The following is a 26196-nucleotide window of genomic DNA, read 5'->3' as shown; positions in this document are numbered from 1 at the left end:
GGCGATCCACGTCCGGCGGTCCCCTGCGGCCCCCGGTGGCCTCGGCGCCGCCGGGGAGCCGCGCCCCTCATCCGTCCCTGAGCTGGTCGATCCCGGCCAGCACGTGGTCCGCGTAGGGGCGCACGCTCTCCCTTAGAGCGGTGTCCCAACGCTCCTCCGTGTAGAGGCTGTTGAGGTACAAGTAGCGGGCGTGCTCCAGTACGGGGGCGTGTTCCGGGGGCAGTCGGGCGAGAGCCCAGTCGGCGGCGGCGTCCTTCGAGCGGATCTCGCCGGTGGCGAGCGTGGACCAGACGCGGGCGAGGGTCAGTACGACGTTACGGGTGTCGTCCTCCAGCTCGTCCATGAGGCCGGGAAGGCCGGCCACGCTCGCCCGCACCAGGTCCGTGTGCGGTACGGGGTCCAGGAGCCGCGCCGGTGGCGGTCCCTGCAGCGGGTGGTCGCCGGCCAGCACCATCGTGAGCAGCAACGCCAGATCCGGCATGGGCTCAGCGCGGGGGAGTGCGCCGGTTTCGAACTCGTCCCGCAGCCACTCCCCGTACAGGAAGTCCCCTGTCGGTGGGTAGCGCCACGGCCGGACCTCGGACCGCACCACCACCGTCAGCTCGACCGGCCGCACCTCGGCCGAGAGCCCCGAGATCTCCAGCAGCCCTCCGGTCAGCGTGCGCCGTTCCCGCTCGTCCATCGCCCGCCGCGACACCACCAGTACGTCCACGTCGCTGGCAGGACGGAGCCCGCCGCGCACGGCCGAACCGTGCAAGTAGGCCCCCAATACCGCGTCCCCCAACACCCGGTCGACCAGCCCCACGACGGCACGCACCTGATCCATGGCCGTCAGTCTGGTCCCCCGTCCCCCGCGCACGCACAGGGGTTTCACCCCCGGCACCCGGTCTCCTCCACGGGGGCGGGGCCTACTCCTCGTCCTCGGGTTCGTCCGCGACGCGAACGGCCGCGATCCACAGCGGCAGGAGGCGCTGGACGACGAGGAGGGCGAGCCCTGTGGCGGCCAGAGGGACCGTGAGGGAGGCGAGGGAGGCGCCGGCGAGTGAGGCGACGAGGAAGGCGAAGAGCGCCGCGGTCAGCGCCCACCCTGTGATGCGGTGGGCGAAGGTGTGGACGGTGCCGCGTTCGGCAAGCTGGCGCTCGTCCAGGAGGCGCGTACGCAGTTCCAACAGTCCGCGGGTCATGGAATTGAGAAGGCCGGTCAGCGGGGTCCATACCATCATCGCGGCGACGAGAACGGCGAGCAGCCACGGGCGTGAGGCGGCGTACGCACCGATGACGGCCGCGAGGCCGAGCGCCGTGGTGGTGAGGTGCGCGGCGACTATGCGGCGCCGGGCGGCCCGGGTCGCGTGGTAGCCCTTGGTGCGCTGGTCGTTCATGGTTTTGAACGTCCACTTGTCGTAGCGTCCCCTGTCGGCCTTGTCGTAGCGCGTCGCGTTGGCGTTCATGCCGTGTTCCTCCCCGTTCGCTGTGTGTCGCTGTCCTTGCCGTAGACCTCGGCCGTGAGCGGGCGGAGCGGCTCCAGGGAGAACAGCGCCTCTACTGGCAGCTCGAAATGCGCGGCGATACGCAGCGCCATGTCGAGGCTGGGGTTGTACTGCCCGCGCTCGATGTACCCGATCGTCTGGTAGTGCGCCCCGACCGCCTCGGCGAGCTGCTGTCGCGAGACCTTCCGTTCGGCCCGCACAGCCGCCAGCCTGTTGTGCACGTGCTCGCTCATGTATAAGAAGTACTACATACGGCCGCAGGAACACAACATCCGCACACCGGTCGCTCACGCCACCCTCCGAGCGGTAGCGTCATCCGCATGAGTGAACAGGGGGCAGAGCGACGCCGGATACGGCCGGGACTGTGGATACCCGTGGCGGTGCTGGTCCTTGTGGGAGCCTCCGGCGTCGTCGCCCTCAACGCACAGGCGGGCGACGCCTGTTGGACGCCACCGCGCGCGACAGCACGTCTGGCGGACGACCCCGAACGCGCCACCCGCACCCTCGATCCGGGCCCGGACGCGGCGTCCCTCCCACCCGCTGACGAGAGCGCGGGAGAGGGAGGGGGCGAGGGAGGCCAGGGAGACGCCGAGAGCGACAGGTTGACGCAGCTCCTCGCCCAGGACCACTGGAACACCTGCGACGGCCCCTCCGGGTCCCACGTCATCGGCCGCATCCTGCTCGCCGCGACCACAGGAGCGAAGGCCGGGGAGGGCGCGAAGGCCGGGGAGGGCACCAAGGCCGACGGCGGCTCGAAGGCCACAGAGGGCGCGAAGGCCGGGGACGCGCGCGCCGTACGTCACACCCAGGCGATGTCCCGTGTCCTGCACGCGTCCGTGCGCACACTCGGCAGCGAGGAAGAGGCCGCGTTCCCCGCCGGGTTCAGGCCGTACGCGGCACGCCTGCTCTCCGGCTGGCCCGCGTCCGTGAACGAGGGCGTCAGCGGATACGCGCGGGAGGCCGGCGCCACCTTCGACAAGCGGAGCGACCAGGTGCGCGTCAACTTCTCCCATGACGACCGCAGTTCATCCGCTCTCAACACGGTGATCCAGGACCTCGCAGCCGACCCGGAGAGCTACGCCACGCTGTACGACGCGCTCCGCGCACAAGCCGCCGCCTCCCTGGACCCCGTGCACGGCGACGAGGCCGTGGTCGGAGGGAAGGCGAAGCGCGCCGACTCCGAGCGCACCGCCTTCTCGCGGCTGCAGACCGGCATGGACGGCATCGCCGTGCTCACGCACGCCCGCGACCGGCACCTCGCCGACGGAGACATCTCCGGAGCGGCTGCCTTCGACGCCGCCGTACTCCGCCACAGCCGGGGCGGCTACGCCGCTTCCGCGCGTCCCTCGGCCGCCGCGCACATACCCGAGAGCGCCGCCGAGCACCGCGCGCCCACGAAGTCGGCCGCTGCATGGGCCGTCGAGGGCGCAGCGGCGTCGGGCCACGGCAAGAAGGACGCCGCCGCCTGGTTCATGGACGGGCGACAGCAGTTGCGCCGTACGGTCGACCTGTGGATACGGGAACGCCACGTCCCCGCCCATGACGCCAACCGGCTGCGCGGCTCGCTCGACCACGGCTACCAGCTCACCATGAACCTGCGCGGCGGAGTTTCCTCGTCCCCCGGCCTCGGCTACTGAGAGCGGGACGTCGCCTGCGGGAGCCGGAACACCCCCAGCGGGAGCCGGGACGTTGCCTGCGGAAGCCGGAACACCCCTGCGGGAGCCGGGGCGTTGCCTGCCGGCCCCCGTACTCGGCGAGGCGGCCCAGGGCCCTAGCGGCGCAGCTCGGAGTCCCTCTCCCCCGGCACCTTCAGCCCGGCACATCCCTTCCGCTTCACCTGGTCCTTCGCGAACCGCGCGACCAGTTCGCGCAGCAGCTCGGCGCGCGCGCTCTTGGTCTTGGGCAGCCTGCCGTCCAAGACCTTGTATCCGTCCCCGTGCGCGTATCCCCAGTGCGCCGCGAAGCCCGCGTTCTCCCCGTCGCACCGCGCGGTCGCCCAGGCGTCGGAGGCGCCGGACAAGGGCGCGCGGCTGCCGTCCGCACGCAGGAAGTAGGACCTGTCGCCCGAGCCCATCTCCCCCGTACCGCCTGCCCAGTCGCCGTACCAGCTCGTCAGCTCCACGACCCGCTGTTCATCCCCGCCCGCCTTGTCCGCCCCGCCCACGACGGACAGCGTGCAGCGGCCCACGGGCGCCTCGTCGGAGACGGCGACGCGTACCTTCGCGTCCCGCGCCTTCCCCAGGAGGCTGGTGTCAGCCAGCGCACCACAGGCGGTGCCTTGCGCGCGGGAACGCGGGATCTCCTTGCCCTCGGTGGCCACGGCGTCCTTCTTGGGCGCGGGAAGGGGCTTCGCACCGCAACCGAGCTTGTCCGAGGCGTCGTTGGCCATCGTGACGGCCATCCTGAGCAGCGCGGCTTCCTGGTCGCTACGGGAGGCGAACGGCACCCATGTAGTGGCCAGCATGCGCCGGGGCTGCCCGTCGAAGTCCTTGCCCAGGCGCGGGCACTTCGGCATCAGGTGGATGTCGCCGTTGTCACTCGCGAACCCGGGCAGTCCTCCGGGAAGCACCTTCTGCGGCTGGTACTCCTTACCGATCCGGGACAGCTCCTGGCGCTGGTCGGCGGGGCGCGTATAGGCGTTCACCGAGACGACCACCTTGCCGTCGGTGTTCTCCAGGAGGCACCGGTACTGCCCCAGGTCCCGGCTGTGGAACGCCTTCTCGCCCTCCAGCCGCAGATCCGTACGCACCGTGTCCAGCTCGCCGCGCGGGAGTTGCCCGTCGCAGGCCCGCCGCGCCAGCCACTCGTCCTTCACGGGCTCCCGTACGAGCACGGCAACCAGCGCGAGTACGACCACCACCAGCCCGGTGACCAGCAACGCCTTCCGATGCCGGTGCCTCCACTCCCCCACCCGCGCCCCCACGAAGCACTCCCCCTCCACGCCAACCCAGCAACACAAGCCCCCCACACCCCAACCGCAAGCCCCTCGTTCTGTCCAGTCCTCCCCCGCCGGCCCCACACCTCGCTACTCTCGCCCGGTGCCTCTCCTCCACCGCTTACGTCACACCACCCGCCGCACACGGCTCGCAGCACGCGTCGTTCACGCCACCGCGCTCGTCCTGGGCGAGGGCCGGGAGATGAAAGCCGACTTCCCTGTGGGCCTCAGCCCGTACGTGGCACGGATCTTCGCGGAGTACATAGGCGATGTATGCCAGGCCGCGGTCTATGGCGGTGCACACAGCTGGGAGCACCCGACAGCCACCGACGAGGAGGCCGGGGGCCTCGCGCACAACTGGATGGCCCCGTTCCCGCGCGGGGACGACGTCCATGTGACCTTCAGCGAGACGAGCGCGAGCGGACAGCCCCGGTTGGAGAACGTGATCACACGCCGCCCAAAACTTCAGACTCCTCAGCCACCGGGGCACCGTATCCCGGCTCGCACACACGTGCGCCGCCTTTCCCCCAGCGGGGACAGGCGGCGCACGGTACTCGGTACTCGGTGGACACTCAGTGGGAGTGGGTCTCAGCGAGCGGGGTCACTCCCACTCGATGGTGCCCGGGGGCTTGCTGGTGACGTCCAGCGTGACGCGGTTGATCTCCGCGACCTCGTTGGTGATCCGCGTCGAGATACGGGCCAGCACGTCGTACGGAAGCCGCGACCAGTCGGCGGTCATCGCGTCCTCGGACGAGACGGGCCGCAGCACCACCGGGTGCCCGTACGTGCGCGCGTCGCCCTGGACACCCACGCTGCGCACATCGGCGAGCAGCACGACGGGGCACTGCCAGATGTCGCGGTCGAGACCGGCGGCCGTCAGTTCCTCGCGGGCGATGGCGTCGGCCTCGCGCAGCAGGTCGAGCCGCTCGCGGGTGACAGCGCCGACGATACGGATGCCGAGTCCTGGGCCGGGGAACGGCTGCCGCTGGACGATCTCGTCGGGGAGGCCCAGCTCCTGGCCGACCATCCGGACCTCGTCCTTGAACAGCTTGCGCAGCGGCTCGACGAGTTGGAACTCGATGTCCTCGGGAAGGCCGCCCACGTTGTGGTGCGACTTGATGTTGGCGGTACCCGTGCCGCCGCCCGACTCGACCACGTCCGGGTAGAGGGTGCCCTGCACCAGGAAGGCGACGGGCTCGTCGCTGGGTGCCTCGGCGACGATCTCGGCCTGCGCCGCTTCGAAGACCCGGATGAACTCCCGGCCGATGATCTTCCGCTTCTGCTCGGGGTCGGAGACCCCGGCCAGCGCGGCCAGGAAGCGCTCGGAGGCGTCCACGACCTTGAGCTGAACGCCCGTCGCCGCGACGAAGTCCTTCTCGACCTGCTCGGTCTCGCCCTTGCGCATCAGTCCATGGTCGACGTACACGCAGGTGAGCTGCGTGCCGATCGCCTTCTGCACCAGCGCAGCCGCCACGGCCGAGTCCACACCGCCCGAGAGCCCGCAGATGGCGCGCTTGCCGCCGACCTGTTCGCGTACGGCCTCGACCTGCTCGTCGACGATGCTCGCGGTCGTCCAGGAGGGGGCCAGCCCCGCACCCCTGTAGAGGAAGTGCTCCAGCTCCTGCTGCCCGAACGTGGTGTGCATCACCTCGGGGTGGTGCTGGACGCCGTACAGCTTCCGCTCGTCGTTCTCGAAGGCGGCGACCGGGACCATGGAGCTGGAGGCGGTGACCGTGAAGCCCTCGGGAGCCGCCGAACAGGCGTCGCCGTGGGACATCCACACCTGCTGTTCGGCCGGCGTGCCCTCGAAGAGGGTGGAGGACACCTTGGAGACGGTGAGGTCCGTACGCCCGTACTCCCGGCTGCCGGTGTTGTCGACCGTGCCGCCGAGTGTCACCGCCATGAGCTGGAAGCCGTAGCAGATGCCCAGGACCGGGACGCCGGCCTCGAAGATGTCGCGGTCGATGGAGGGGGCGCCCTCCGAGTACACGGAGGCGGGGCCACCGGACAGGATGATCGCCTTGGGGTTCTTGGCGAGCATCTCGGAGGCGGGCATGGTCGAGGGAACGATCTCGCTGTAGACCCTGGCCTCGCGCACACGGCGCGCGATGAGCTGGGCATACTGCGCGCCGAAGTCGACGACGAGGACGGTGTCCGGGACGGTCTCGGACGGTGTGGGAGCCACGAAGCTGCCTTTCGGCGGTGAAGCGGGGGTGTACTCCCGATGATAACGGTGCCGGGAGCGCCACCGGACGGGGCCGGACTTGGCCCCCGCTGCGAGCGGGGGCATACTGGCCCGCATGTTCTCGCACACGACCTTCTGGTTTACCTATGGCACCGGCCCGACCGGCTGCCATGGTCGTCCTGTGTGAACCACTGACACGCGACTTATCCAGGCGCCCCGGGCCGATGGCCCGGGGCGCCGGTATGTTCGCTCCTGGGCCGCCACGGTTCGTGGGCTCCGCGACCCAAGGAGCAGCCGACATGAACACCACCGCAGCCACCAGCGCCGGCAACGGCACCGCCACCAGGACCGGCGCCGGAACCCACGCCGCAGCAGCGGGCACGGCCGGCGCGCGTACCGTCCAGGACCGCGCTTCCCGTGGCGATACGGACGGCGCCGCCAAGGGCGATACGGACGGTGCCCCGGGCACAGGCAACGACGAGAACGGGGCAGCCGCACCCCAGGACGCCGAGGCGCTGATCGCGGGTGAACGCGTCCGCATCGACCAGCTCGACGCGCGCATCATCTGGCTCGTACGCGAGCGGCTGGAGCTCTCCGAGAACATCCAGCGCATCCGTATCGAGTCCGGCGGCAGGCGCGTGCACCTCTCCCGCGAGATGGAGATCCTCGACCACTACAGCACCGAGCTGGGACGCCCGGGCCGCGACCTGGCCATGACGCTCCTGGGCCTGTGCAGGGGGCAGTAGGGCAGGGGCAAGTAGGGCATGGGCGGCAGGGCAAGGGGGCAGCGGAGACGCTGTCGGAGGGCGGCAGACGCCCGGCAGAGGGCAGCAGAGGGCAGGAGGCGCCGGGGGCGGGGCCTCCTCACCCGTACGGCGCGTGACCGGCCAGGACGGGCTTCGTTGGACGGGGTGTCCCTGACGACTGCCGGGCGCCCGGCGGCGAAGGGGGCGGCGTCATCGGAGCGATGAGACGCCCGCTCTCCCCGTGAGGGGAAGTCGGCGGCGTCGTGGGACCTCGCTCCGGTGCTGTGACCGGACGGCAGGGGACAGCAGCCCGGTCACGACAGCGGCCGGTCCCGGGGACGCTCAGGACCGGCCGCTCCGCGGAACCCCACCCCGCTCATCCCAGGCCCGCCGGTTCATCTCTCCGGCCCGCCAGGTCACCTCTCCGGCCCGCCGGTTCGCCTCCCCCTGCCGCCCGTTCAGGCCCTCGGATCGCCCGCTCAGGGCCCTTGTGCCGACGGCTTCCGACCGAGTGCTGAGACGTCTGCACCGACTCCGTCGAAACGGTTGCGCAGCATGAGGCGCATCCACCACGATGCAGAGAGGGAAAACCCCTTACCACTCACGGCAATTGGTACGTCCCGGCAGACCCCTGTCAGTCCCGGCAGCCTTCTGCCATTGGTCGAACCAATCCAGCGGCGCTACCCCCCGGCGCCGCCCTTCAGCACGGGCGCTGCCCTGACGCCTGTGCTGACCGCCAAGGGCCCCGCGGCTGCCGCCACCCACCCGGCCGGCATCCCGGGGCCCTTCGCTGTGTTCACACGAATCGCTGTGTTCACACGAAGGCGCGTGGGCGACCGTGCCCAGGACGTGGCAACTCCGTCCCGGAAAACGGGTTTTCGGGTCTCCTACAACCCTTCCCTTTCCCCGCGGGTCTCGATGATCGCAAAGCGCACGGCCACAGCACCGGCCCCCGGACGACTCCACGGATGACCAGGCCCCCCACCGCTACGGCCCTCGTACGACCAAGACCCAGAGAGGGCTTCATGAAGCTCTGCCGCGTATACGCCACCGTCGCCACGACGGCGGTTCTCGCCCCCGCAGCTCTGCTCGCGGCGCCCGCCGCCTACGCCGCACATGCCGCACATGCCGCACATGCCGACACGGTGAGCGTGGCAGCGGGCAAGCCGTCCGCGACCGGGGGACCACCGGAGGCGCCGGTTCCCAGCACCGCGCCGTCCGGCCCGGCCCCCACGCCGGGCGGACCCGGTACGGCGCCGGGTGAGAAGCCGGACGAGCCCGCGTCCGGGCGCCCGGACGCGGGCACCGGCGAACAGCCCGGCGAGGCGGCGGAGGGGCCCTCGCAGGAGAGCGGAGCCGGGGAGAAGACCGGGGAGCCCTCCGAGCCGCAGGACGGCACGGGACCCACGGAGGAGACAGAGCACGCGGACGACACAGAAGGCACGGGCGGCACAGAAGGCACCGGCGACGCAGAGGGCGCAGAGAACGCGGACGAGTGCGCCGACGACGAGATCGCCGAGGACCCCGAGCTGAGCACCACGCTCAACGGGCTGCCCTCCAAGGTCGTTGCGGGCAGCGGATACCACGCGTTCACCTACGAGGTGGTCAACAGCTCCGACCGCGCCTACAAGCGCGTCGACTTCGGCCTCTTCGCCGGGACCGTGCACGGCGAGGACCTGGAGCACACCGGCCGCCATCTCACGCTCCAGTTCAAGGACCCGGCCACCGGTGACTGGGAGCCGATCTCCACCGACGACCACGACGAGGACGCGGGCTACGTCGGCTTCACCGATGTGCGCCCGCACGAGACGGTCTCCCTCGACCTGCGCCTCGATGTCGCCAAGGAGGCGCCGGACGGGCTCGGTTTCGCGCTCAGCCTCGGCGCGTACGTCGACGAGAACGGTGCGTGCTACTTGTCGACGGGTGGCTACTACGAGTTCGACGTTCTGAAGGCGAGCGCGCGACCGGGCCGCATACCGAGCGCCGCGCCGCGGAACCACGCACCACAGGGCGTCGCCAAGAAGCCGTTGCGCGTGAAGCCCATGGGCGACAGGAAGTTCTCCCCGACGGGCCGCCTCGCCGAGACCGGCTCCTCCGACGTACTGCCGCTCTTCGCGCTGGCGGGCGCCGCCGCCGTGGCCCTCGGCGCCGGCGCGGTGTTCGCGGTGCGCCGCCGCAGGACGGACGGCGCGCGGGTGTAGCGCGGTCCGGCCTGGCGGGAGCGCCGCGCTCGGCTGATGGCCGCCTTGCTGGTCGCCTTACTGGACGCCTTCGTCCTCCGTGGACGCGGGCGGTACGGACGGCACCGGCAGCAGCGGCAGCCGCAGGGCACCGAACGCGTCCTCGGGGACGGCGGGTTGGCGCGGGGGGACGGGTTCCAGCCGTTGGTACGGGGTGTTCTGTGGGGGGCGGGGGTCGGTCTCGTTCTTGTTGGGCCACAGGGACATGGCGCGTTCGGCCTGTGCGGTGATGGTGAGGGAGGGGTTCACGCCGAGGTTGGCGGAGACGGCTGAGCCGTCCACGACGGAGATGCCGGGGTGGCCCCACAGGCGGTGGTAGGGGTCGATGACGCCGGAGTCCGCCGTGTCGCCGATGGGGCAGCCGCCCAGGAAGTGCGCCGTGAGCGGGGTGCCCATCAGTTCGCCCACATTGGTGCCCGCGAAACCGTTGATCTCCTCGGCGAGGATGCCGGCGGCCTCGGCGCCCTCGGGTATGTGCACGGGGTTGGGCGCTCCGTGGCCCTGGCGGGCCGTGAGCAGGCCCTTGCCCAGGCCCTTGTCCTTGCGGTAGGTCGTCAGGGAGTTGTCGTGCGTCTGCATGACCAGACCGATGATGACCCGTTCCGACCACTTGCGTGCCGACAGGGAACGCGCGAAGAGGCCGGGATGGCGAACGCAGTTGACGAGGTGCGCCAACCAGTCCGGGAGCCCGGTGCCCTGGGGAACCTGGAGCGTGGTGAGCGCGCTCATCGAGTTCGAGCCCTTGCCGTAACGGACCGGCTCGATGTGCGTGGTCGCGTTCGGGTGCACGGACGAGGTGATGGCCACACCCTTGGTGAAGTCCAGCTCGGCGTCCTTGCCCCACTTCTTGCGGTAGCGCCCGGGAACGGTCTGCGCGCCCACCAGTGCTTCGGAGTTGGTACGGGTCAGCTCGCCCAGCCGCGCGGACAGCCGGGGCAGGGTGCCCGCGTCGCGTACACGGTGCAGAAGGGTCTGGGTGCCGTACGTTCCCGCCGCGAGCACCACATGACGCGCACGCAGGACACGCGGCTTCTCCCTGCGGTACCGGCGCGGCCCGTCCGTCCTGACGGTCGCCACCTCGTACCCGGCCCCCGCACCCTCGGCTCCCGCACCGGGGCCGGGTCCGGCCCCGGGTTGCGGGGCCCGCTCGCGGATGCCGACGACCGTGGTCATGGGGTGGATGACGGCACCGGCCTGTTCGGCCAGGTACAGGTAGTTCTCGTTGAGCGTGTTCTTGGCGCCTCTGCGGCAGCCCGTCATGCACTCACCGCACTCCACACAGGCCGTACGCGCCGGACCCACGCCACCGAAGTACGGGTCGGCAACGGTGCCGCCCGGCCGCACCCGCCGCCCGTCCCCGTCCTGACCGTCACCGAAGAAGACACCCACCGGCGCGAGATGGAAACTCTCACCGCACCCCATACGCTCGGCGGCGGCCTTCAGATGCACGTCCGAGGGCGTCGTCGTCGGATTGAGCCGCACCCCCAGCATGCGCCGCGCCTGGTCGTAGAACGGGGCCAGCTCTGCCTGCCAGTCGGTGATGTGGCCCCACTGGCGGTCCTCGAAGAACGGCCTGGGCGGCACATAGAGCGTGTTGGCGTAGTTCAGCGAGCCGCCACCCACCCCCGCACCCGCCAGGATCATGACATTCGCCAGCAGATGGATGCGCTGGATGCCGTACAGGCCCAGCGCGGGCGCCCACAGGAAGTTCTTCAGATCCCAGGAGTTGCGGGGCAACTCCTCCCGCGAGAAGCGCCGGCCCGCCTCCAGCACACCGACCCGGTAGCCCTTCTCGGTCAGCCGCAGCGCCGAGACCGCACCACCGAACCCCGAACCGACCACCAGCACGTCATAGTCATACGGCTCGTCCGAGCCGGAATCCGTCCGTTTCCGGGCAGGGCTGGTCTGGGACACGGGGGCCTCCGGTTCGACGCTGAACGGTACGGACGGTGCTGGCGTGGGGTGGGGCCGGGGGTGCGCGGGGGACGGGGGTGGGCGGACAGGGCGCTCAGGGAGAGCGGGCGGAGAGGGTGCGGCGGATCAGCGGAAGCGCAGCGTCTTCAGCGCCTTGAGCGAACGGGACATGAAGGCCGCGTACTTCTCGTCGTCCATCCCGAGGGACGGCGCCATCGGCAGCACGCGCTGATGCGCGACGGTCTGCGGCTCGGTGTACTTCAGGATGCCCTCGGACCCGTGCCGCCGTCCCAGGCCCGAGTCGCCCATGCCGCCCATGGGCGCCTGCGCGCTGCCGTAGGCCGCCGCATAGCCCTCGTTGACGTTGACGGTCCCGGTACGCAGCCGCGAGGCGATCTCACGGGCCCTGGCACCACTGGTGCTCCACACGCTGGAATTGAGGCCGTACGGGGACGCGTTGGCCAGCTCGACCGCCTCGTCCACGTCCGAGAAGCGGTACAGGGAGACGACGGGCCCGAAGGTCTCCTCGCCGCACACGGCCATCGGTGACTCGACGCCCTCCAGCACGGTCGGCTCGTAGAAGAGCGGGCCTATGTCGGGGCGTGCCCTGCCGCCCGCGAGCACCTTGGCGCCCTTCTCCGCCGCCTCCTCGACGTGCCGGGTGACGGTGTCGAGCTGCCGCTGCGAGACGAGCGAGCCCATGTCGGCGCCGTAGGCGAGCGCCGTACCCAGGCGCATCGCGCGCGTACGGGCGAGGAAGCGCTCCAGGAAGGCGTCGGCGACGGACTCGTGGACGTAGAGCCGCTCTATGGAGATGCACAGCTGGCCGGCCGACGAGAAGGCGCCGCGCACGGCACCTGCCGCCGCCTTGTCGAGGTCGGCGTCCTCCAGTACGAGCATCGCGTTCTTGCCGCCCAGCTCCAGCGAGCAGCCCACGAGACGGGCCGCAGCGCGCTGTGCGACCTCGCGCCCCGTACGGGTTGAGCCGGTGAACGACACATAGTCGCCGCGGTCGGCGACCTCGGGGCCCACAACGGGGCCTTCACCTATGACGACCTGCCACACGCCCTCCGGGAGGCCCGCCTCGATGAGCAGCCTGCGCGCCCACAGCGCGGTCAGCGCGGTCTCGGTGTCGGGCTTCATCACGACGGCGTTCCCGGCGGCGAAGGCGGGCAGCGCGTCGCCGACGGACAGCTCGAACGGGTAGTTCCAGGGCGCGATCTGCCCCACCACACCGCGCGGATGGCGCAGTTCGGTGACCTTGGTGAGGGTCGGTATCGCGCCCGTGTGCCGCCTGGGACGCAGATACGAGGCCGCCTTGCGCCCGTAGTGCCGCGCGGCGACCGCGACCGCCTGGACCTCCTCGTGCGCGTGCAGCCGTGCCTTGCCCGTCTCCAGCTGGATCAGGTCCAGTACCTCGGACTGGCGCTTGAGCACCAGGTCGTGGAAGCGCAGCAGGACGGCGGCGCGCTGCCGTACGGGCGTCGCGGCCCAGGAGCGCTGCGCCGCGCGCGCGGCGCCGAAGGCCGCGGCGACGTCCTCCGGTGTGGACTCGGGCAGTTCGGCCAGTACCTCGCCGGTGAAGGGCGTGTGACTACGGGTCGTTCCGCTGCCCGTGACGCCCCGGGTGAGGTCGGCGACGAGGGACGGGGTGACCACGTCCGCCGCCGTGCGCGCTCCGGCGGGCACCGGAGCGACCGGGTTCCCGCGGTCCGAGGTGCCGGGGGTGAGGCTGGTGCTCTCCTGCGTCTCCGTCATGCGTTCGAGAGTACGACTCCCGGCGCCGACTCGTATACCCAGCGGTAACCGCTTTTCACTGAATCCGCCAGTAATCACTGGCAGACAGCAATCACCGGCGGAGCCCCCGGCCCCAGGGCGCGAACCCCGGGGCTCCAGGCCGCGGCCCAAGGCCCCCTGCCCCCGGCACCCGACCCGTCACAGTTCCTTGATCTTGAGGGTCTTGACGGCCTCTTCGAAGATCCGCTCCCCTTCCTTGCGGTCACCGCCCCTGGCGGGCATGTCGACCACCAGCCGCCAGCGCTCGTCGTCGGGGTTGACGTAGACCAGCTCGTGCCGGCGCAGATAGGGCCCCTGTGGTCCCGATGCGCCGTCGGGGACTTCCTTGTAGGTCGTCCTGACGATGGCCGCCTTCTTGCCCTGGTGCACGACCTCGTCCTCCACGGCGGACCTCACCCTGCCCATGGTGTCGCTGTACTGGACCTCCGCGCCGTCCTCGTAGTAGTCCTTCCAGGAGTTGGCCTCCTCAAGGGAGTTGCCCTTGATGTTCTCGGCCGAGCGCGTCAGCTGGATCGTGAAGTCGTCGCCGGGGTCGGTGAAGGTGACCTCGTTCTGCTTGGCGCTGCGTTCGAAATCGCCCGGCACGGCGAGCGTCGCCCCGACGCGCTTGCTCTCGTCGCGCGTCTTCCAGCCGTCCGGCAGTCGCTCGCCCGTCAGCACGAGGAGCAGCGTCACCGCTGCGGCCAGCGCCACCACCGCACCCCCGGTGCCGAACTGCCATGCGCGGCTGGTGCGCATCCGCGCCCCGTAGCCGCGCGCCATGCGCCGTACGGCGTTGTCGGCTGCCGGGTCGCGCACCGCCTTGAGCTGCTGCTGAGGCGGACGCGCCACGTCCATGAGCGTCTGCCTGACCTCCTGCGCGTCGGGGCGCAGCCCTGGTTCCTTGTTCAGCAGCCGAGTGAGCAGCATGCCGAAAGCGCCGGAGGAACTGAGCGCGCGCGTGGGCCGCTGCGGCTCGGCCGAGAGCACCGCCTGGAGCGTGGCGGGCGAGTTGGAGCGGCGAAAGGGCGAGACACCCTCCGTCGCCGCGTACAGGACCACACCGAGCGACCACAGGTCCGACTCGGGCCCGGGGCGCTGCCCCAGCACGCGTTCCGGCGCGACGAACTCGGGCGAGCCCACAAAGGCCCCCGTCTCCGTCAGCCCCTGCTCGCCCTGCACCTGCGCGATCCCGAAGTCACTGAGCACCACGCGGTCGTACCGTCCGAGCAGCACGTTGTCCGGCTTCACATCGCGGTGCAGCACGCCCTTCCCGTGCGCGGCGTCGAGCGCGCCCGCGACCGCGAGGCCGATACGGGCCGCCTCGCGCACGTCGACGGTGCCCTCCTGGAGCACATCGGCGAGCGAACGCCCCTGGACCAGCTCCATCACGATCCAGGGCTGTCCGTTCTCGATGACGACGTCATGGATGGTGACGACGGACGGGTGCTCGATGCGCGCGGCCGTACGGGCCTCGCGGCGCATCCTCTCGTACATCGTCTGCCGCTCCCGCTCGACCAGGTGGCCGGGCAACCGGGGCTCCTTCACGGCGACATCGCGGTCCACCACCTCGTCGTGCGCGCGCCACACGGTGCCCATACCGCCGTGTCCCAGGCGGGACATGAGGCGGTAACGGCCCCCGACGAGGCGTTCCACGCCCGGTTCGCCCTCAGCGGCAGCGGGCCCCTGCGCGACATCTGGCTGTACGGCTGCCTGTGTGGGCTCGTAGCCGGCCGGCACGCCCTGCGCCCGGCCCTGCTGCGGCACGCCGGGCGGCTGCAACCCGTAGCTGGTCGGCTCGCCCGACCTGTCCCCCTGGTTCGTCATGCCCCAGCATTACCCTCTGAAGCGGTCCCGTTGCCAGCACGTTCACGCTCCTGTGACACCAACGGGCCCGTAGCCACACGTAGATGGCCGCCACGGAGCCGAAATGACGCTTACCTGCGGACACTTCCGTCAAGGGAGAAGCGACCCATAAGGCCGGCATCTCCGGCCGCTTCAGCCGCGCGTCACCCTGTAGGTGTCCGCGACGGATTCGAAGTGCTGGTCGACCTCGGACTTGCGTGCCTCGGAACCGACGACGAGGAGCACGTGGTAGCGCCCGTCGAGGATCAGCGCGCGGTTGCGCGCGTACACCTGGCGCCCGCCGTCCTTCCACTTGAACGTGCCCTCGGCCATCGCCGTGTCCCCCACGTCGATACGCCGCAGACCGCCCGTGCCCGCCCAGTCGGAGGCTCGGTAGGCGGCCAGCTCCGGCTCGTCCTCGCTCTGGTACGTCATCGGGTCCTTGCCGTACTTCTTCGTACTGTCGCGGCCCTTGACGACGACCATCTCGACCTCGCCGCCGTTGTAGCGCACCTGGCCGCGCCCGTTGGCCGAGCGGCGGTCCCACGCCTCGGGGACGGCGACCTGGAAGCCCTCCGGGTCCCTGCTGGTCTTGTACCCCTTGGGCGCCTCCGCCGGCTTGCTCTCCCGCGGTCCGGTGCCGGACGAGGACGTGCCGTCACCCTTGCCCTTGCCCTCGCCCCCGGGGTCCTCGGCCTCGTCCCGCGACCCCTTGTCCTCCCGGCCCTCGCCGTCCCGCCCTTCACCGGAAGCGCCCGGCTCGTCGGGCACCACGACGGAGCCCTTCTGCGCTCCCTGGCCCTCGCCCTGCTTGGGCATGAACCACATCGCGTACATCACGGCTGCGGCCATCCCGAGCAGGACGAGACCCACCACCAGCCGGCCCAGTCGGCGCGGGCTGCCCGCGCGTGCCCGCTTGTGCGGCCCGGCGGGCTCATGGTGCGGCTCGTGCTCGGCAGCGCTCCCGTACTGCGGGCGCTCAGGGACGGCCGGGCGCTTCTGCCGCCTGCGCCTGCGGCTGCGCACCAGTTCGCCGCGCCGCCGCACGATCGGCAGCCTGCGCGGGTCGGCGGGCTCACCCGGCTCCAGCGAGGGCGGCGCCGTCACGGTACGCAGCCCCACCTCCGGCTCCGGTGCCGACCTTATGAGCGAGCGGAGCCACCCGCGCAGCTCCTCGAAGTCGGGCCGCTCCGTGGGGTCCTGGCGCATCAGCGACTCGACGACGGGCCGCAGCGGACCGCAGTCCTCGGCGAAGGCGGGCGGCTCGGCGCACACCATCTGCACCAGCTCGGCCGCGCTGTCCTCCGGATACGGCGCGTGCCCCTGTACGGAACGGAAGAGCAGGGCGCCCAGCGCCCACAGGTCGGCCGCCGGCCCCACGGGGGGTGCCAGCCGCCAGTTCTCGTAGACGGGTCCCGCCTGCTCGGGCGCCCACCGCTCGGTGACAGGTCCCACGACCGTCATACGGGTGTGCCGCGCGCGCTCGGCCGCCAGCGCCGTCGTGGGGCCCCTGTAGCGGCCCTCGTACGCCTCGCCGCCCCAGGGCCGCTCGTGTCCGCCTGTCGCCCCGTGCCCGGCGTGCCCGGCCCACTGCCCGGCGCCGTCACCGGGTTCGTCAGGGGCGTCATAACCCTCTGCTGCCTCGTACGGCTCGTAGGAGTCGTACGGCTCGTCCCAGGGGTGTGCACGCTCCTGCGGGTCCTCGGCGGGCGCTTCGAAGATCCGGAGACCCGCGTCGCCCGACCCTCGCCCGTCCCCGGCCGGCCGGTCGCTTCCGGTCGGCTGATCGTTGCCGGGCGGCCGGTTCTCCGGCGCCCGGTCGTCAGCTGCCGCCCCTGTGCTCCAAGCGGCGGGAATGCTGCGGCGGTTGCTGCCCCGGGCGCCGGGCAGCGCCGTGGGCCCCGGCGCGCTTCCTGCCGGAAGCTGCCCGTACGGTCCCGCGGCTCCTGGCCCGTACACCTCGTCGCGCCCGATTCCCCGCACGCCGCCGTCCACCGCGTCGGGCAGTACCTCGTCCTCGTCCGAGGGCAGCCAGCGCACGTCGTCATCGAGCGCGCGCCCCGGGCCGCGCCCGTCAGCGCCGTGCTGCCCCTGGTCGCCGCCCGGAGCCGTTGCCCACCAGTCGGCCGCGGGGCCGTTCGTGCCCTCGTCGGCGGAACGGCGCTCGCTGTCACGGGACTCGGCGGCGGCACGCTGGGTGCCCGCGCGGTACGCCGCGATGGCGCCGCGCCGCGCGGCACGCGCTGAGGCGTCCCCTGAGGCCCCTTCGGCGCCCCCGGCCGCTCCCGCCCCTCCGATCCGCCCGGTCACGCCCGGCGCACCCGTCGTTCCGTAACCGTGCGCCACGGGCGCCTGCGGACCGCCGGGCCCCGGCCTGCCGCCCCGGCCCTGCGAAGGAAGGCTGTGCGGTCCTGGCCCAGGTCCCGCACCCGGCCCCTGACCCGGTCGGCCTCGCTCGTTCTCGCCCTCGTCCGGGTCCACGCCCTCGAACCCGAAGATGCCCCGGCTGCGCGCGTCGCCTCCCGCCGGACGGCGCCCCGGCACCCCGCGTACGGGAGGTCCGCCCCAGCCGGCGCCGTCCGCGCGCGAACCGTCCTCACGGGGGCCCTCGTCGGACGGGTGGACCTCACGCGGCCCGTCGTGGCGCGGGTCGAAACCCTCCGGCAGCGGCTGCCCGGTGAACGTCGCCGGCCCACGCGGCACTTGCGTCTGCTGCACCTGCGTGTACGGGCCATGCGCGCCCGGCCCCTGCGCGACGGGGCCGCCCCGCGCCTCCCGCCTGGCCGCGAACGCCGCGCCCGGCTCGCCCGATCCGGCCCGGCCGCTTCCTGGTCCCCGATCCGCACCGGAACCGGAGCCGGAATCGGCGCCGGTAGCACGCGGATCGGCGCCGTAGCCAGGAGCCTGGCCCTCGTCGGGTCCCAGATCGCCGTGGGGGCCCGGCCCCGGCGCACCCGGGGCACGGACGCCGCCCAAGGGCTGCGGCTGGGCACTCCCCGGCTCGGGCAACGGGTCGTAGCCGCACAGAGCTTCCTCGGCGGCACCCACCGCGAGCCCCGTAAGCAGCGCCCGCCCGTCCTCACAGATGAGGACGGTGCGGGCGGTGACGTTCCGGTGTGCCCAGCCGTGCGCGTGCACGATCCGCAGGGCAGCCAGTAGATCGGCCCCTATCTCGGCCGCGCGGTGCGCACCAAGTGGTCGTTCGGCCAGTAGCGCCGCAAGTGGCCTCGCGGGCACGAGTTCGCTGACGATCCACAGCCCGTCGCCCTCGACGAACACGTCGAAGACCTGGTCGAGCCGCGGGTGGTCGGGCACATGGGAGGCGGCGAGCGCGGCGTCGACCGCGCGGCGCACCACGGGGTCGGCCGGCCTGCGCGTGGCCCGCCCGAGAGAGCCGCGCACCCCGCCGGCGCCGACGTCACCCTGGCGGTGGTCGTCCCCGACGACCTCGGCCTCGACCACCTCGGGCAACGGCACCTGGCGTACGAGTACTTCCTGACCGCTGGCGGTGTCCCATGCGGTGGTCTCGGCGAGTTCGTACTCCTCGGAAGGAGGGCGCGGCAGGCGATAGCGATCGGCGAGCAGCCGCCCCGCGTATCCCGCGTAGTCCTCCACGACGCCTCCCCACAGCGCGCGAGACCGTCGGTTTCCGTTCCTACTCCGCCTCATTGCGGATGCTTACGGTCTGCGGTCTTTCACGATACGTGCCAAAACCGCCCGGCGTGGTCCTACTGGGCACTCGGTCCGTACGGCCGGCACGTGGGCCTCTAGGCCCTTCCCCCGAAGACGCGGTCCGGAACCGCCCTCATCCGGTCGGCTTGAAGGTCTTGAACGCCGTCTGCCGCAGCGTCTTGCACGCCTTGTCCTGCCAGCCACCGGCCTTGCAGGTGATCATGATCGCGTAGCCGCGCTTGTTGTCCACCTTGAAGCCGCGGTTGAGGACGCGCTCCTTGCCGCCGTCGCCGTTCCGGGTGAACTCCCAGTCGGCGACCGTCGGATAGCCGCGCCAGCCGACCGTCTTGATGCCCAGCCCCTTGTAGCCGGGGCTGCTCCCCCTGACGTTCGGCTCCGATCCGCGCCAGGCACCGGCGGCGTCGTCCAGCGGGCTGCTGTTGAAGTCGATCTGGATCCTAGGATAACCGCCGCCGGGCGCCGAGTACTTGCCGCCGGAGTTCTGCCCCGCGATCCCGGTGCGCTTCCAGCCGCCGGGCAGCGCCATGGAGAAGTGGAACCTGCCGTCGGTGACCTTGGCGTAACCGCCGGGCAGAGCGGGCTTCTCCGGCTTCTTCGCCGCCTCGTCCTGCTTGTCGGGCTTCTCGCCGTCCTTCTGGTCACCGGAACCGGAGCCGCCGTCCTGACCGCTCTTGTCCTCCTGGCCGCCCTTGTCGCCCTTGCCGCTGCCGGCCCCGTCGGCAGCGCCCTCGCCGGAGGAGGAGCCCTTGCCCGAACCGCCTTCCTTGTCATCGCCATTGGCCACGGCGGCGATCAGCGCGATCACGACGACGAGGGCGAGAACGGCGGCAATCCCTATGGCGAGCACCCGGCGCGGAATCCCCTTCCGCAGCTCGGGCAGCTCCCGCAGGTCGCGCAGCGAGGTGATCGCGTCGCTGCCGCCGCTCTCGGGCGGCAGCGCTCTGCTGCCGCTGCCACCCGTGCCGACCGGCTGTTCACCCGAGCCGTGCCTGCCTCCGGCGCCCGTCCGGGCGCCGGCGGCGCCGGTGCCGGAAGTGCCGGTTCCGCCAGGTGTCGAGGTGCCGGGGCCTGTGGCGCCGGCGCGCTGCGGCTGCCCTTCGGGGCCCTTCCGGAACGAAGGCGTGGCCGAGGGCGGGCTGGAGGGCACCGGCGGCACGACGGGTGGCGCCGAGGCTGCGGAAGAGGCGGAAGCGCCGCTCCTGGCGCCGTCGCGCCTGCCGCCGGCGTGCGCACCGCCGGAGGAGCTACCCCTTCCGGTCCTGCCCGTACCGGATCCCGCACGGTTGCCGTTGCCGTTCCTGTCGCCTGTCCCGTTGCCGTTCCGGTCCCCGGTGCCGGAGCCGTTGCCCGTGCCGGAGCCGCTGCCCGCAGCCCCCGCGCCGGCTGCGCCCGCCGCGTTCCGTACGGACTTCAGCGCCCCGCGCAGCCGGTCAGCCGAACTTCCGCTCTCCGGACGCTTCTTGCGGCGCCCGCCCGAACCGCCTGAGGAGCCGCCTGACGGGCTCCCGGACGCCGGGGACACCGGTTCCGGGGCCGGCGGCAGCGTGGCCGTACGCGTGGACTGGGAGCCGTTCTCGGCCCCCTTGGGGCTCTTCCCGCCCCGGAAGCCGTAGGCCAGGGGCTCAAGCAGCACACGTGCGCCGTCCACGTCGAGGCGCTTTTCGGGGTCCTTGACGAGCAGCCCCGCGATGACCTCGCTCAGCTCACCGGCCCGCTCGGAGACGGGAACGGGTTCCGTCATCACGGCCGTCAGGGTGGAGATCGCCGAGCCCTTGTCGTACGGCGGGCGTCCCTCGACGGCGGCGAACAGCAGTCCGCCCAGCGACCACAGGTCGGCCGGCGGACCCGGAGGCTTGCCGCGCGCCCGTTCGGGCGAGATGTAGGAGGGGGCGCCGACCAGCATGCCCGTCGAGGTGACCGACGGGTCGCCCTCGACCTTCGCGATACCGAAGTCGGTGAGGACCACACGGCCCGTCACGTCCTCCAACAGGACGTTGGACGGCTTCACGTCGCGGTGCAGGATGCCCTCGCGGTGCGCGGCGCGCAGCACGTCGAGGATGGCGAGGCCGACTTCGGCCGCGCGCTGCGGCTCCAGCGGGCCGTCTTCCTTGATCTTGTCGGCGAGGGAGTGGCCCTCGACCAGCTCCATGACGATCCACGGCCTGCTGTCCTCGTTCACGACGTCGAAGACCGTGACGGCACTGCCGCTGCGGATACGGGCGATCGCCTTGGCCTCACGCAGGGTGCGGGTGATGAGCCGCTGCTTCTCCTCCTCGTCGACACTCGACGGGAACCGAAGCTCCTTCACCGCGACCGTGCGGCCCAGGATCTCGTCCTGTCCGCGCCAGACGGTCCCCATGCCACCGCGCCCGAGGACCTCCCCGAGCCGATAGCGACCGCCTACCAGCCGTCCCGCGTCCTCGCTCATGAAACCCCTTGTGTCCCCTCTGCGTGAGAGACCGCCCCCGGCAGAGCCTTCATTGTGAACCATCGCCCTGACAAGACGCGTACGGGGGCGGCACAGTTACACCACAGCCCCACCACTTCTCACCCGGGGTCACACAGCCAACAGCACTTACCGTAACGACCAGTCCATCGGGGGACTTTCGCCCCTCACAACGGGACGATGTCCTCCGCGCCGAGCCGCGCCGCGTCCGCCGTCTGGTCATCGGGCTGAAGCTGCGACTCGCGCTCGGCCTCCACCCGCTTCTCGTAGTGCGAGACCTCCCTGTCGATCTGGTCGGCGTCCCAGCCCAGCACCGGTGCCATCAGTTCGGCGCACTCCCGCGCGCTCAACGTGCCCCGGTCGAAGGTCTCGATGGAGATCCTCGTACGCCGCGTCAGCACATCGTCCAGGTGGCGCGCACCCTCATGGGTGCAGGCGTAGACGACCTCGGCCTTCAAGTAGTCGTCAGCGGCGGGCAGCGGTTCGCCCAGCTTGGAGTCGGCTGCGATCAGGTCGAGCACCTCGTCGGCCATCGCACCGTAGCGGTTGAGCAGATGCTCGACGCGCGCGACGTGCAACCCGTAGCGCTCAGCGATCCTCGCGCGGCCGTTCCACAGCGCGAAGTACCCCTCGGCGCCCGCCAGCCGCACCTCTTCGGTGACGCACTCGGCGACCCTGTGGTCCAGGCCGTGCACGGCCTCGTCCACCGCGTCCTTGGCCATCACCCTGTACGTCGTGTACTTGCCACCGGCGATCACCACCAGCCCCGGCACCGGATGCGCGACCGTGTGCTCGCGCGACAACTTGCTCGTCGCATCGGATTCGCCCGCGAGCAGTGGGCGCAGTCCCGCGTACACACCCTGCACGTCGTCGCGTGTGAGGGGCACGGACAGCACGGAGTTGAGGTGATCCAGTAGATAGTCGATATCGGCGCTGGAAGCCGCCGGGTGCGCCTTGTCCAGGTCCCAGTCGGTGTCCGTGGTGCCGATGATCCAGTGCCGCCCCCACGGGATGACGAACAGGACACTCTTCTCCGTGCGGAGGATGAGCCCCGTGGTGGAGTTGATGCGGTCCTTGGGCACGACGAGGTGGATGCCCTTGGAAGCGCGCACATGGAACTGCCCGCGCTCCGCGATCAGCCCCTGGGTGTCGTCCGTCCACACACCGGTCGCGTTGACCACCTGCCGCGCGCGCACCTCGAACTCGCCGCCCTGCTCAAGGTCCTGGATCCGCGCGCCCACGACCCGCTCACCCTCGCGCAGAAAGCCCACGACCCGGGCCCGGTTGGCCGCCAGCGCCCCGTACTCGGCAGCCGTACGCACCAGCGTCGCGACGTACCGCGCGTCGTCCACCTGCGCGTCGTAGTACTGGAGCGCGCCCACGAGCGCGTCCTTCTTCAAAGCGGGAGAGACCCGGAGAGCGTGACGTCGCGTGAGGTGGCGGTGCGTGGGCAGTCCGCGTCCATGGCCCGAGGAGAGGGACATGGCGTCGTACATGGCGACGCCCGTGCCCGCGTACAGCCGCTCCCAGCCCTTGTGCTTGAGCGGGTACAGAAACGGAACCGGCTTCACCAGATGCGGTGCGAGCCGCTCCAGAAGCAGACCGCGCTCCTTGAGCGCCTCCCTGACGAGGGCGAAGTCCAGCATCTCCAGATAGCGCAGCCCACCGTGGATCAGCTTGCTGGACCGGCTGGAGGTGCCCGAGGCCCAGTCGCGCGCCTCGATGATCCCGGTGGACAGCCCGCGCGTGACGGCGTCCAGCGCCGTTCCGGCACCGACCACTCCGCCCCCGACGACCAGCACGTCGAGTTCGCCGTCCGCCATCTTCGCCAGCGATTCCGCACGCTGATCCGGTCCCAGTGCCGCTGTCCTCACTGCTGCCTCCCGTGGTGCTCGTGTCGGTTCCCGCTCATGAACGGCCGTGGACGCTGCCCTCTGGTTCCCTCCCGATGGTCCCCCATTCCCACGACTTTGGCCGGTCGCGGGCACGGCTTCGCGGCCAATCCGACATATCTGTCATATAGGCCCTTAACCTAATTTGCGGCGCCCACCACTCGCAGTTCGTCCCGGACAGGACCCGGGACGACAGGGGAAGGAAAGACCGCTGTCATGCCCGCAGACCTCGCCGTTCTCGGACTCGCCCATTCGGGGCTGCCGCTCGCCCAGGCCGCCACCGCGAGCGGAATCGGCACCATCGGGTACGACCCCGACGCCTCCACCATCGCCGAGATCGCGGCGGGGCGCCCTCCGGGTGACGCGCCCCTCACGGCGGCCGAAGTGCGCCGGATGCTCGCCAGAGGGTTCCGCGCCTTCTCCGACCCCGCCGTACTCGGCCGTGTCCGTACGGCCGTCATCTGCACCCCCACGGCGCTCGGCGCCGACCGCGCGCTCGACCTCGCCCCCGTCCTCACCGCGGCCCGCACCCTGGCAGCGCACCTGCGCCCGCGCACCATCGTCATCCTCGAATCCAGCGTCTACCCGGGCAGTACCGAAGACGTCGTACGCGCGGCGCTGGAAGAGGGCTCAGGGCTGCGCGCAGGCCGCGACTTCCACCTCGCCTGCTCCCCCACGCGCCTCGACCCGGGCAACCGGCGCCACGACTACACCAACACCCCGAAGGTCATCGGCGGCCTCACACCCGCCTGCACCGAGGCAGCCGCCGCCTTCTACGGGCGCCTCACCGACAAGGTCGTCCGCGCGCGCGGCCCCCGCGAGGCCGAGACGGCCAAGCTGCTGGAGACCAACTACCGGCAGATCAACATCGCCCTCATGAACGAGATGGCCGTCTTCTGCCACGACCTCGGCATCGACCTGTGGGACGTCGTACGCTGCGCGGAGACGAAGCCGTTCGGCTTCCAGTCCTTCCGGCCCGGGCCCGGAGTCGGCGGCCCCGGCGTGCCCGTCGACCCCAACTACCTTCCGTACCACAGCCGTTCGCTCGGCTATCCGCTACGCATGGTCGAACTCGCGCAGGAAGTCAACGCACGTATGCCGCGCTACGTTTCGCAGCGGGCCGCCGCGCTGCTCAACGAGCACGGCAAGTCAGCGCGGGGTGCGCGCGTGCTGCTTCTCGGGGTCACGTACAAGCCGGACCTGCCCAGTCAGGAGGGCGCTCCCGCGCGGGAGGTGGCCACTCGGCTCAAGGAGCTGGGGGCGCAGCTCAGTTACCACGATCCGTATGTGCCGCAGTGGCGGGTCGCGGGGCACCCTGTGCCCCGCGCGGACTCGCTGTACGAGGCCGCCGCCGCTGCGGATCTCACTCTGCTGCTGCAGAATCATCGGACTTACGATTTGCAGGGGCTTGCTGCGAAGGCGCAGCTGTTGCTGGACACGCGCGGCGCCAGCCCAACCGGTGCCGCGCACCGGTTGTGAGCTGGCCCCCGTCGGCCCCGCTTCCGTTAGTCGTAGGGCTTCGCCCTCTGCCCCCGTGCTCTATATGGGGCTTCGCCCCTTTCCCCGTTGGCCTCGCCGACCGGGCGTCGGGGGGCTCCTCCCCCAGACTCCGTCCGGGGGGACCCCTACCCGGCAATCCCCCCGCCAAAAGGGGCTCCGCCCCCTCTGGACTCCCCCGCCCCGCGAAGGGGCGAAGCCCTGAAGCTAAAGCCCGTCCGGCAATTGAGGACGAGCGCGAGCGAGGCTGAACAGGTGGGGGGATATGGGGCCCTCCCCTGCAAGAAACGGTGAAAGGGCGGGGCAGGGGCCCGGGGTCAACGGGCGACGGCGACCTCTACGCGCTGGAACTCCTTCAGCTCGGAGTAGCCCGTCGTGGCCATGGCCCGGCGCAGCGCTCCGAAGAAGTTCATCGAACCGTCCGGCGTGTGCGATGGCCCAAGAAGGACCTCTTCGAGGGTGCCGACCGCGCCGAGGTCGACCCGGCGACCGCGAGGGAGTTCCTCGTGGACGGCTTCCATGCCCCAGTGGTGGCCGCGGCCCGGCGCGTCCGTGGCGCGGGCCAGGGGAGAGCCCATCATGACCGCGTCCGCACCGCAGGCAATGGCCTTGGGCAGGTCGCCGGACCAGCCGACGCCGCCGTCGGCGATGACGTGGACATAGCGACCGCCGGACTCGTCCATGTAGTCACGCCTCGCGGCGGCGACATCGGCGACGGCGGTGGCCATGGGGACCTGGATGCCCAGGACGTTACGGGTCGTATGCGCTGCACCGCCGCCGAAGCCGACGAGGACGCCGGCGGCACCGGTACGCATCAGGTGGAGCGCGGCGGTGTAGGTGGCACAGCCGCCGACGATGACGGGCACGTCCAGCTCGTAGATGAACTGCTTGAGGTTCAGCGGCTCGGCGGCGCTCGACACGTGCTCGGCGGAGACCGTGGTGCCGCGGATCACGAACAGGTCGACGCCCGCGTCCACGACCGCCTTGGAGAACTCGACCGTACGCTGCGGCGACAGCGCTGCGGCCGTCACAACGCCCGCGTCACGGACCTCCTTGATGCGCTGCCCGATCAGCTCTTCCTTGATCGGCTCCGTGTACAGCTCCTGCATACGCGTGTTGGCCGTGGCCTCGTCCAGCTCCGCGATCTCCTGGAGCAGCGGCTCGGGGTCCTCGTAACGCGTCCACAGCCCTTCGAGGTTGAGGACGCCCAGGCCGCCCAGCTCGCCGATGCGGATCGCGGTGCGGGGGGAGACAACCGAGTCCATCGGCGCCGCGAGGAACGGCAGGTCGAACCGGTAGGCGTCGATCTGCCACGCGATGGAGACCTCCTTCGGATCGCGGGTGCGCCTGCTCGGCACGACGGCGATGTCGTCGAAGGCGTATGCCCTGCGCCCGCGCTTTCCGCGCCCGATCTCGATCTCAGTCACGTTTACAGCCCTTCACTCTGGTGTGCCGCGACCCAGTATCGCTGACACGCCCGAGCCCGCGGCCACGGAGGGCCACGGGCTCGGAAAACTGCTGGTACCCGATCCGCCTCGAC

General features: G+C 71.4%; 16 protein-coding genes. 4 read left to right on the top strand and 12 right to left on the bottom strand.

The window, feature by feature from the left end; all coding sequences use genetic code 11:
* Positions 1 to 67: 67 nt before the first annotated feature.
* The 3 genes from NMN56_RS29215 to NMN56_RS29205 form a co-directional block, all read right to left on the bottom strand.
* Positions 68 to 826, bottom strand: a complete 759-nt coding sequence (locus NMN56_RS29215) for an aminoglycoside adenylyltransferase family protein (RefSeq protein WP_274040258.1) — start codon at positions 824 to 826, stop codon at positions 68 to 70.
* A gap of 82 nt (positions 827 to 908) precedes the next feature.
* Complete coding sequence (locus NMN56_RS29210) at positions 909 to 1448, bottom strand: hypothetical protein (protein ID WP_274040259.1); 540 nt, start codon at positions 1446 to 1448, stop codon at positions 909 to 911.
* On the bottom strand, positions 1445 to 1720 hold the full coding sequence (locus tag NMN56_RS29205; RefSeq protein WP_274040260.1) for a helix-turn-helix transcriptional regulator: 276 nt from the start codon (positions 1718 to 1720) through the stop codon (positions 1445 to 1447). Before NMN56_RS29205 ends, NMN56_RS29210 begins: the two co-directional genes overlap by 4 nt.
* Before the next feature lie 87 nt (positions 1721 to 1807).
* Between NMN56_RS29205 and NMN56_RS29200 the strand changes: the two genes are divergently transcribed.
* Complete coding sequence (locus NMN56_RS29200; RefSeq protein ID WP_274040261.1) at positions 1808 to 3124, top strand: hypothetical protein; 1317 nt, start codon at positions 1808 to 1810, stop codon at positions 3122 to 3124.
* Positions 3125 to 3258: 134 nt separating this feature from the next.
* On the opposite strand, the gene NMN56_RS29195 is transcribed toward NMN56_RS29200, so the two are convergent.
* Together NMN56_RS29195 and guaA are read right to left on the bottom strand one after the other, a co-directional pair.
* Positions 3259 to 4410, bottom strand: coding sequence for a hypothetical protein (locus NMN56_RS29195; RefSeq protein ID WP_274040262.1), 1152 nt, complete (start codon positions 4408 to 4410; stop codon positions 3259 to 3261).
* 613 nt (positions 4411 to 5023) lie between these two features.
* Positions 5024 to 6607 carry a glutamine-hydrolyzing GMP synthase gene (gene guaA, locus NMN56_RS29190; RefSeq protein WP_274040263.1) on the bottom strand — a complete coding sequence of 528 codons (1584 nt, stop codon included), beginning with the start codon at positions 6605 to 6607 and terminating at the stop codon, positions 5024 to 5026.
* A 299-nt stretch (positions 6608 to 6906) separates the two neighbouring features.
* Between guaA and NMN56_RS29185 the strand changes: the two genes are divergently transcribed.
* Both NMN56_RS29185 and NMN56_RS29180 read left to right on the top strand, forming a co-directional pair.
* A complete protein-coding gene (locus NMN56_RS29185) occupies positions 6907 to 7353 on the top strand; it encodes a chorismate mutase (protein WP_274040264.1) in 447 nt (148 codons plus the stop codon).
* Between the two features lie 1025 nt (positions 7354 to 8378).
* A complete protein-coding gene (locus NMN56_RS29180) occupies positions 8379 to 9554 on the top strand; it encodes an LAETG motif-containing sortase-dependent surface protein (RefSeq protein WP_274040265.1) in 1176 nt (391 codons plus the stop codon).
* 57 nt (positions 9555 to 9611) lie between these two features.
* Here the strand turns inward: NMN56_RS29180 and NMN56_RS29175 are convergent, their stop codons facing one another.
* The 6 genes from NMN56_RS29175 to NMN56_RS29150 form a co-directional block, all read right to left on the bottom strand.
* Positions 9612 to 11507, bottom strand: coding sequence for a GMC oxidoreductase (locus NMN56_RS29175; RefSeq protein WP_274040266.1), 1896 nt, complete (start codon positions 11505 to 11507; stop codon positions 9612 to 9614).
* Positions 11508 to 11633: 126 nt separating this feature from the next.
* Positions 11634 to 13265 (bottom strand): succinic semialdehyde dehydrogenase, encoded by a 1632-nt coding sequence (locus NMN56_RS29170; RefSeq protein WP_274040267.1) that lies wholly within the window; start codon positions 13263 to 13265, stop codon positions 11634 to 11636.
* A gap of 177 nt (positions 13266 to 13442) precedes the next feature.
* On the bottom strand, positions 13443 to 15110 hold the full coding sequence (locus NMN56_RS29165) for a serine/threonine-protein kinase (protein ID WP_274040268.1): 1668 nt from the start codon (positions 15108 to 15110) through the stop codon (positions 13443 to 13445).
* Positions 15111 to 15281: 171 nt separating this feature from the next.
* On the bottom strand, positions 15282 to 18797 hold the full coding sequence (locus NMN56_RS29160) for a protein kinase family protein (RefSeq protein WP_430542735.1): 3516 nt from the start codon (positions 18795 to 18797) through the stop codon (positions 15282 to 15284).
* Between the two features lie 136 nt (positions 18798 to 18933).
* Positions 18934 to 21249 (bottom strand): serine/threonine-protein kinase, encoded by a 2316-nt coding sequence (locus NMN56_RS29155; protein WP_274040270.1) that lies wholly within the window; start codon positions 21247 to 21249, stop codon positions 18934 to 18936.
* Positions 21250 to 21434: 185 nt separating this feature from the next.
* A complete protein-coding gene (locus NMN56_RS29150; RefSeq protein WP_274040271.1) occupies positions 21435 to 23141 on the bottom strand; it encodes a glycerol-3-phosphate dehydrogenase/oxidase in 1707 nt (568 codons plus the stop codon).
* Between the two features lie 234 nt (positions 23142 to 23375).
* Between NMN56_RS29150 and NMN56_RS29145 the strand changes: the two genes are divergently transcribed.
* Positions 23376 to 24638, top strand: coding sequence for a nucleotide sugar dehydrogenase (locus NMN56_RS29145; RefSeq protein ID WP_274040272.1), 1263 nt, complete (start codon positions 23376 to 23378; stop codon positions 24636 to 24638).
* 335 nt (positions 24639 to 24973) lie between these two features.
* On the opposite strand, the gene NMN56_RS29140 is transcribed toward NMN56_RS29145, so the two are convergent.
* A complete protein-coding gene (locus NMN56_RS29140; RefSeq protein ID WP_274040273.1) occupies positions 24974 to 26083 on the bottom strand; it encodes a GuaB3 family IMP dehydrogenase-related protein in 1110 nt (369 codons plus the stop codon).
* Positions 26084 to 26196 lie beyond the last annotated feature (113 nt).

The sequence above is a fragment of the Streptomyces iconiensis genome, assembly GCF_028657195.3.
GTDB lineage: Bacteria > Actinomycetota > Actinomycetes > Streptomycetales > Streptomycetaceae > Streptomyces > Streptomyces iconiensis.
The sequence above is the reverse complement of the archived record's forward strand: the minus strand, read 5'-3'. Positions and strand labels throughout refer to the sequence as shown.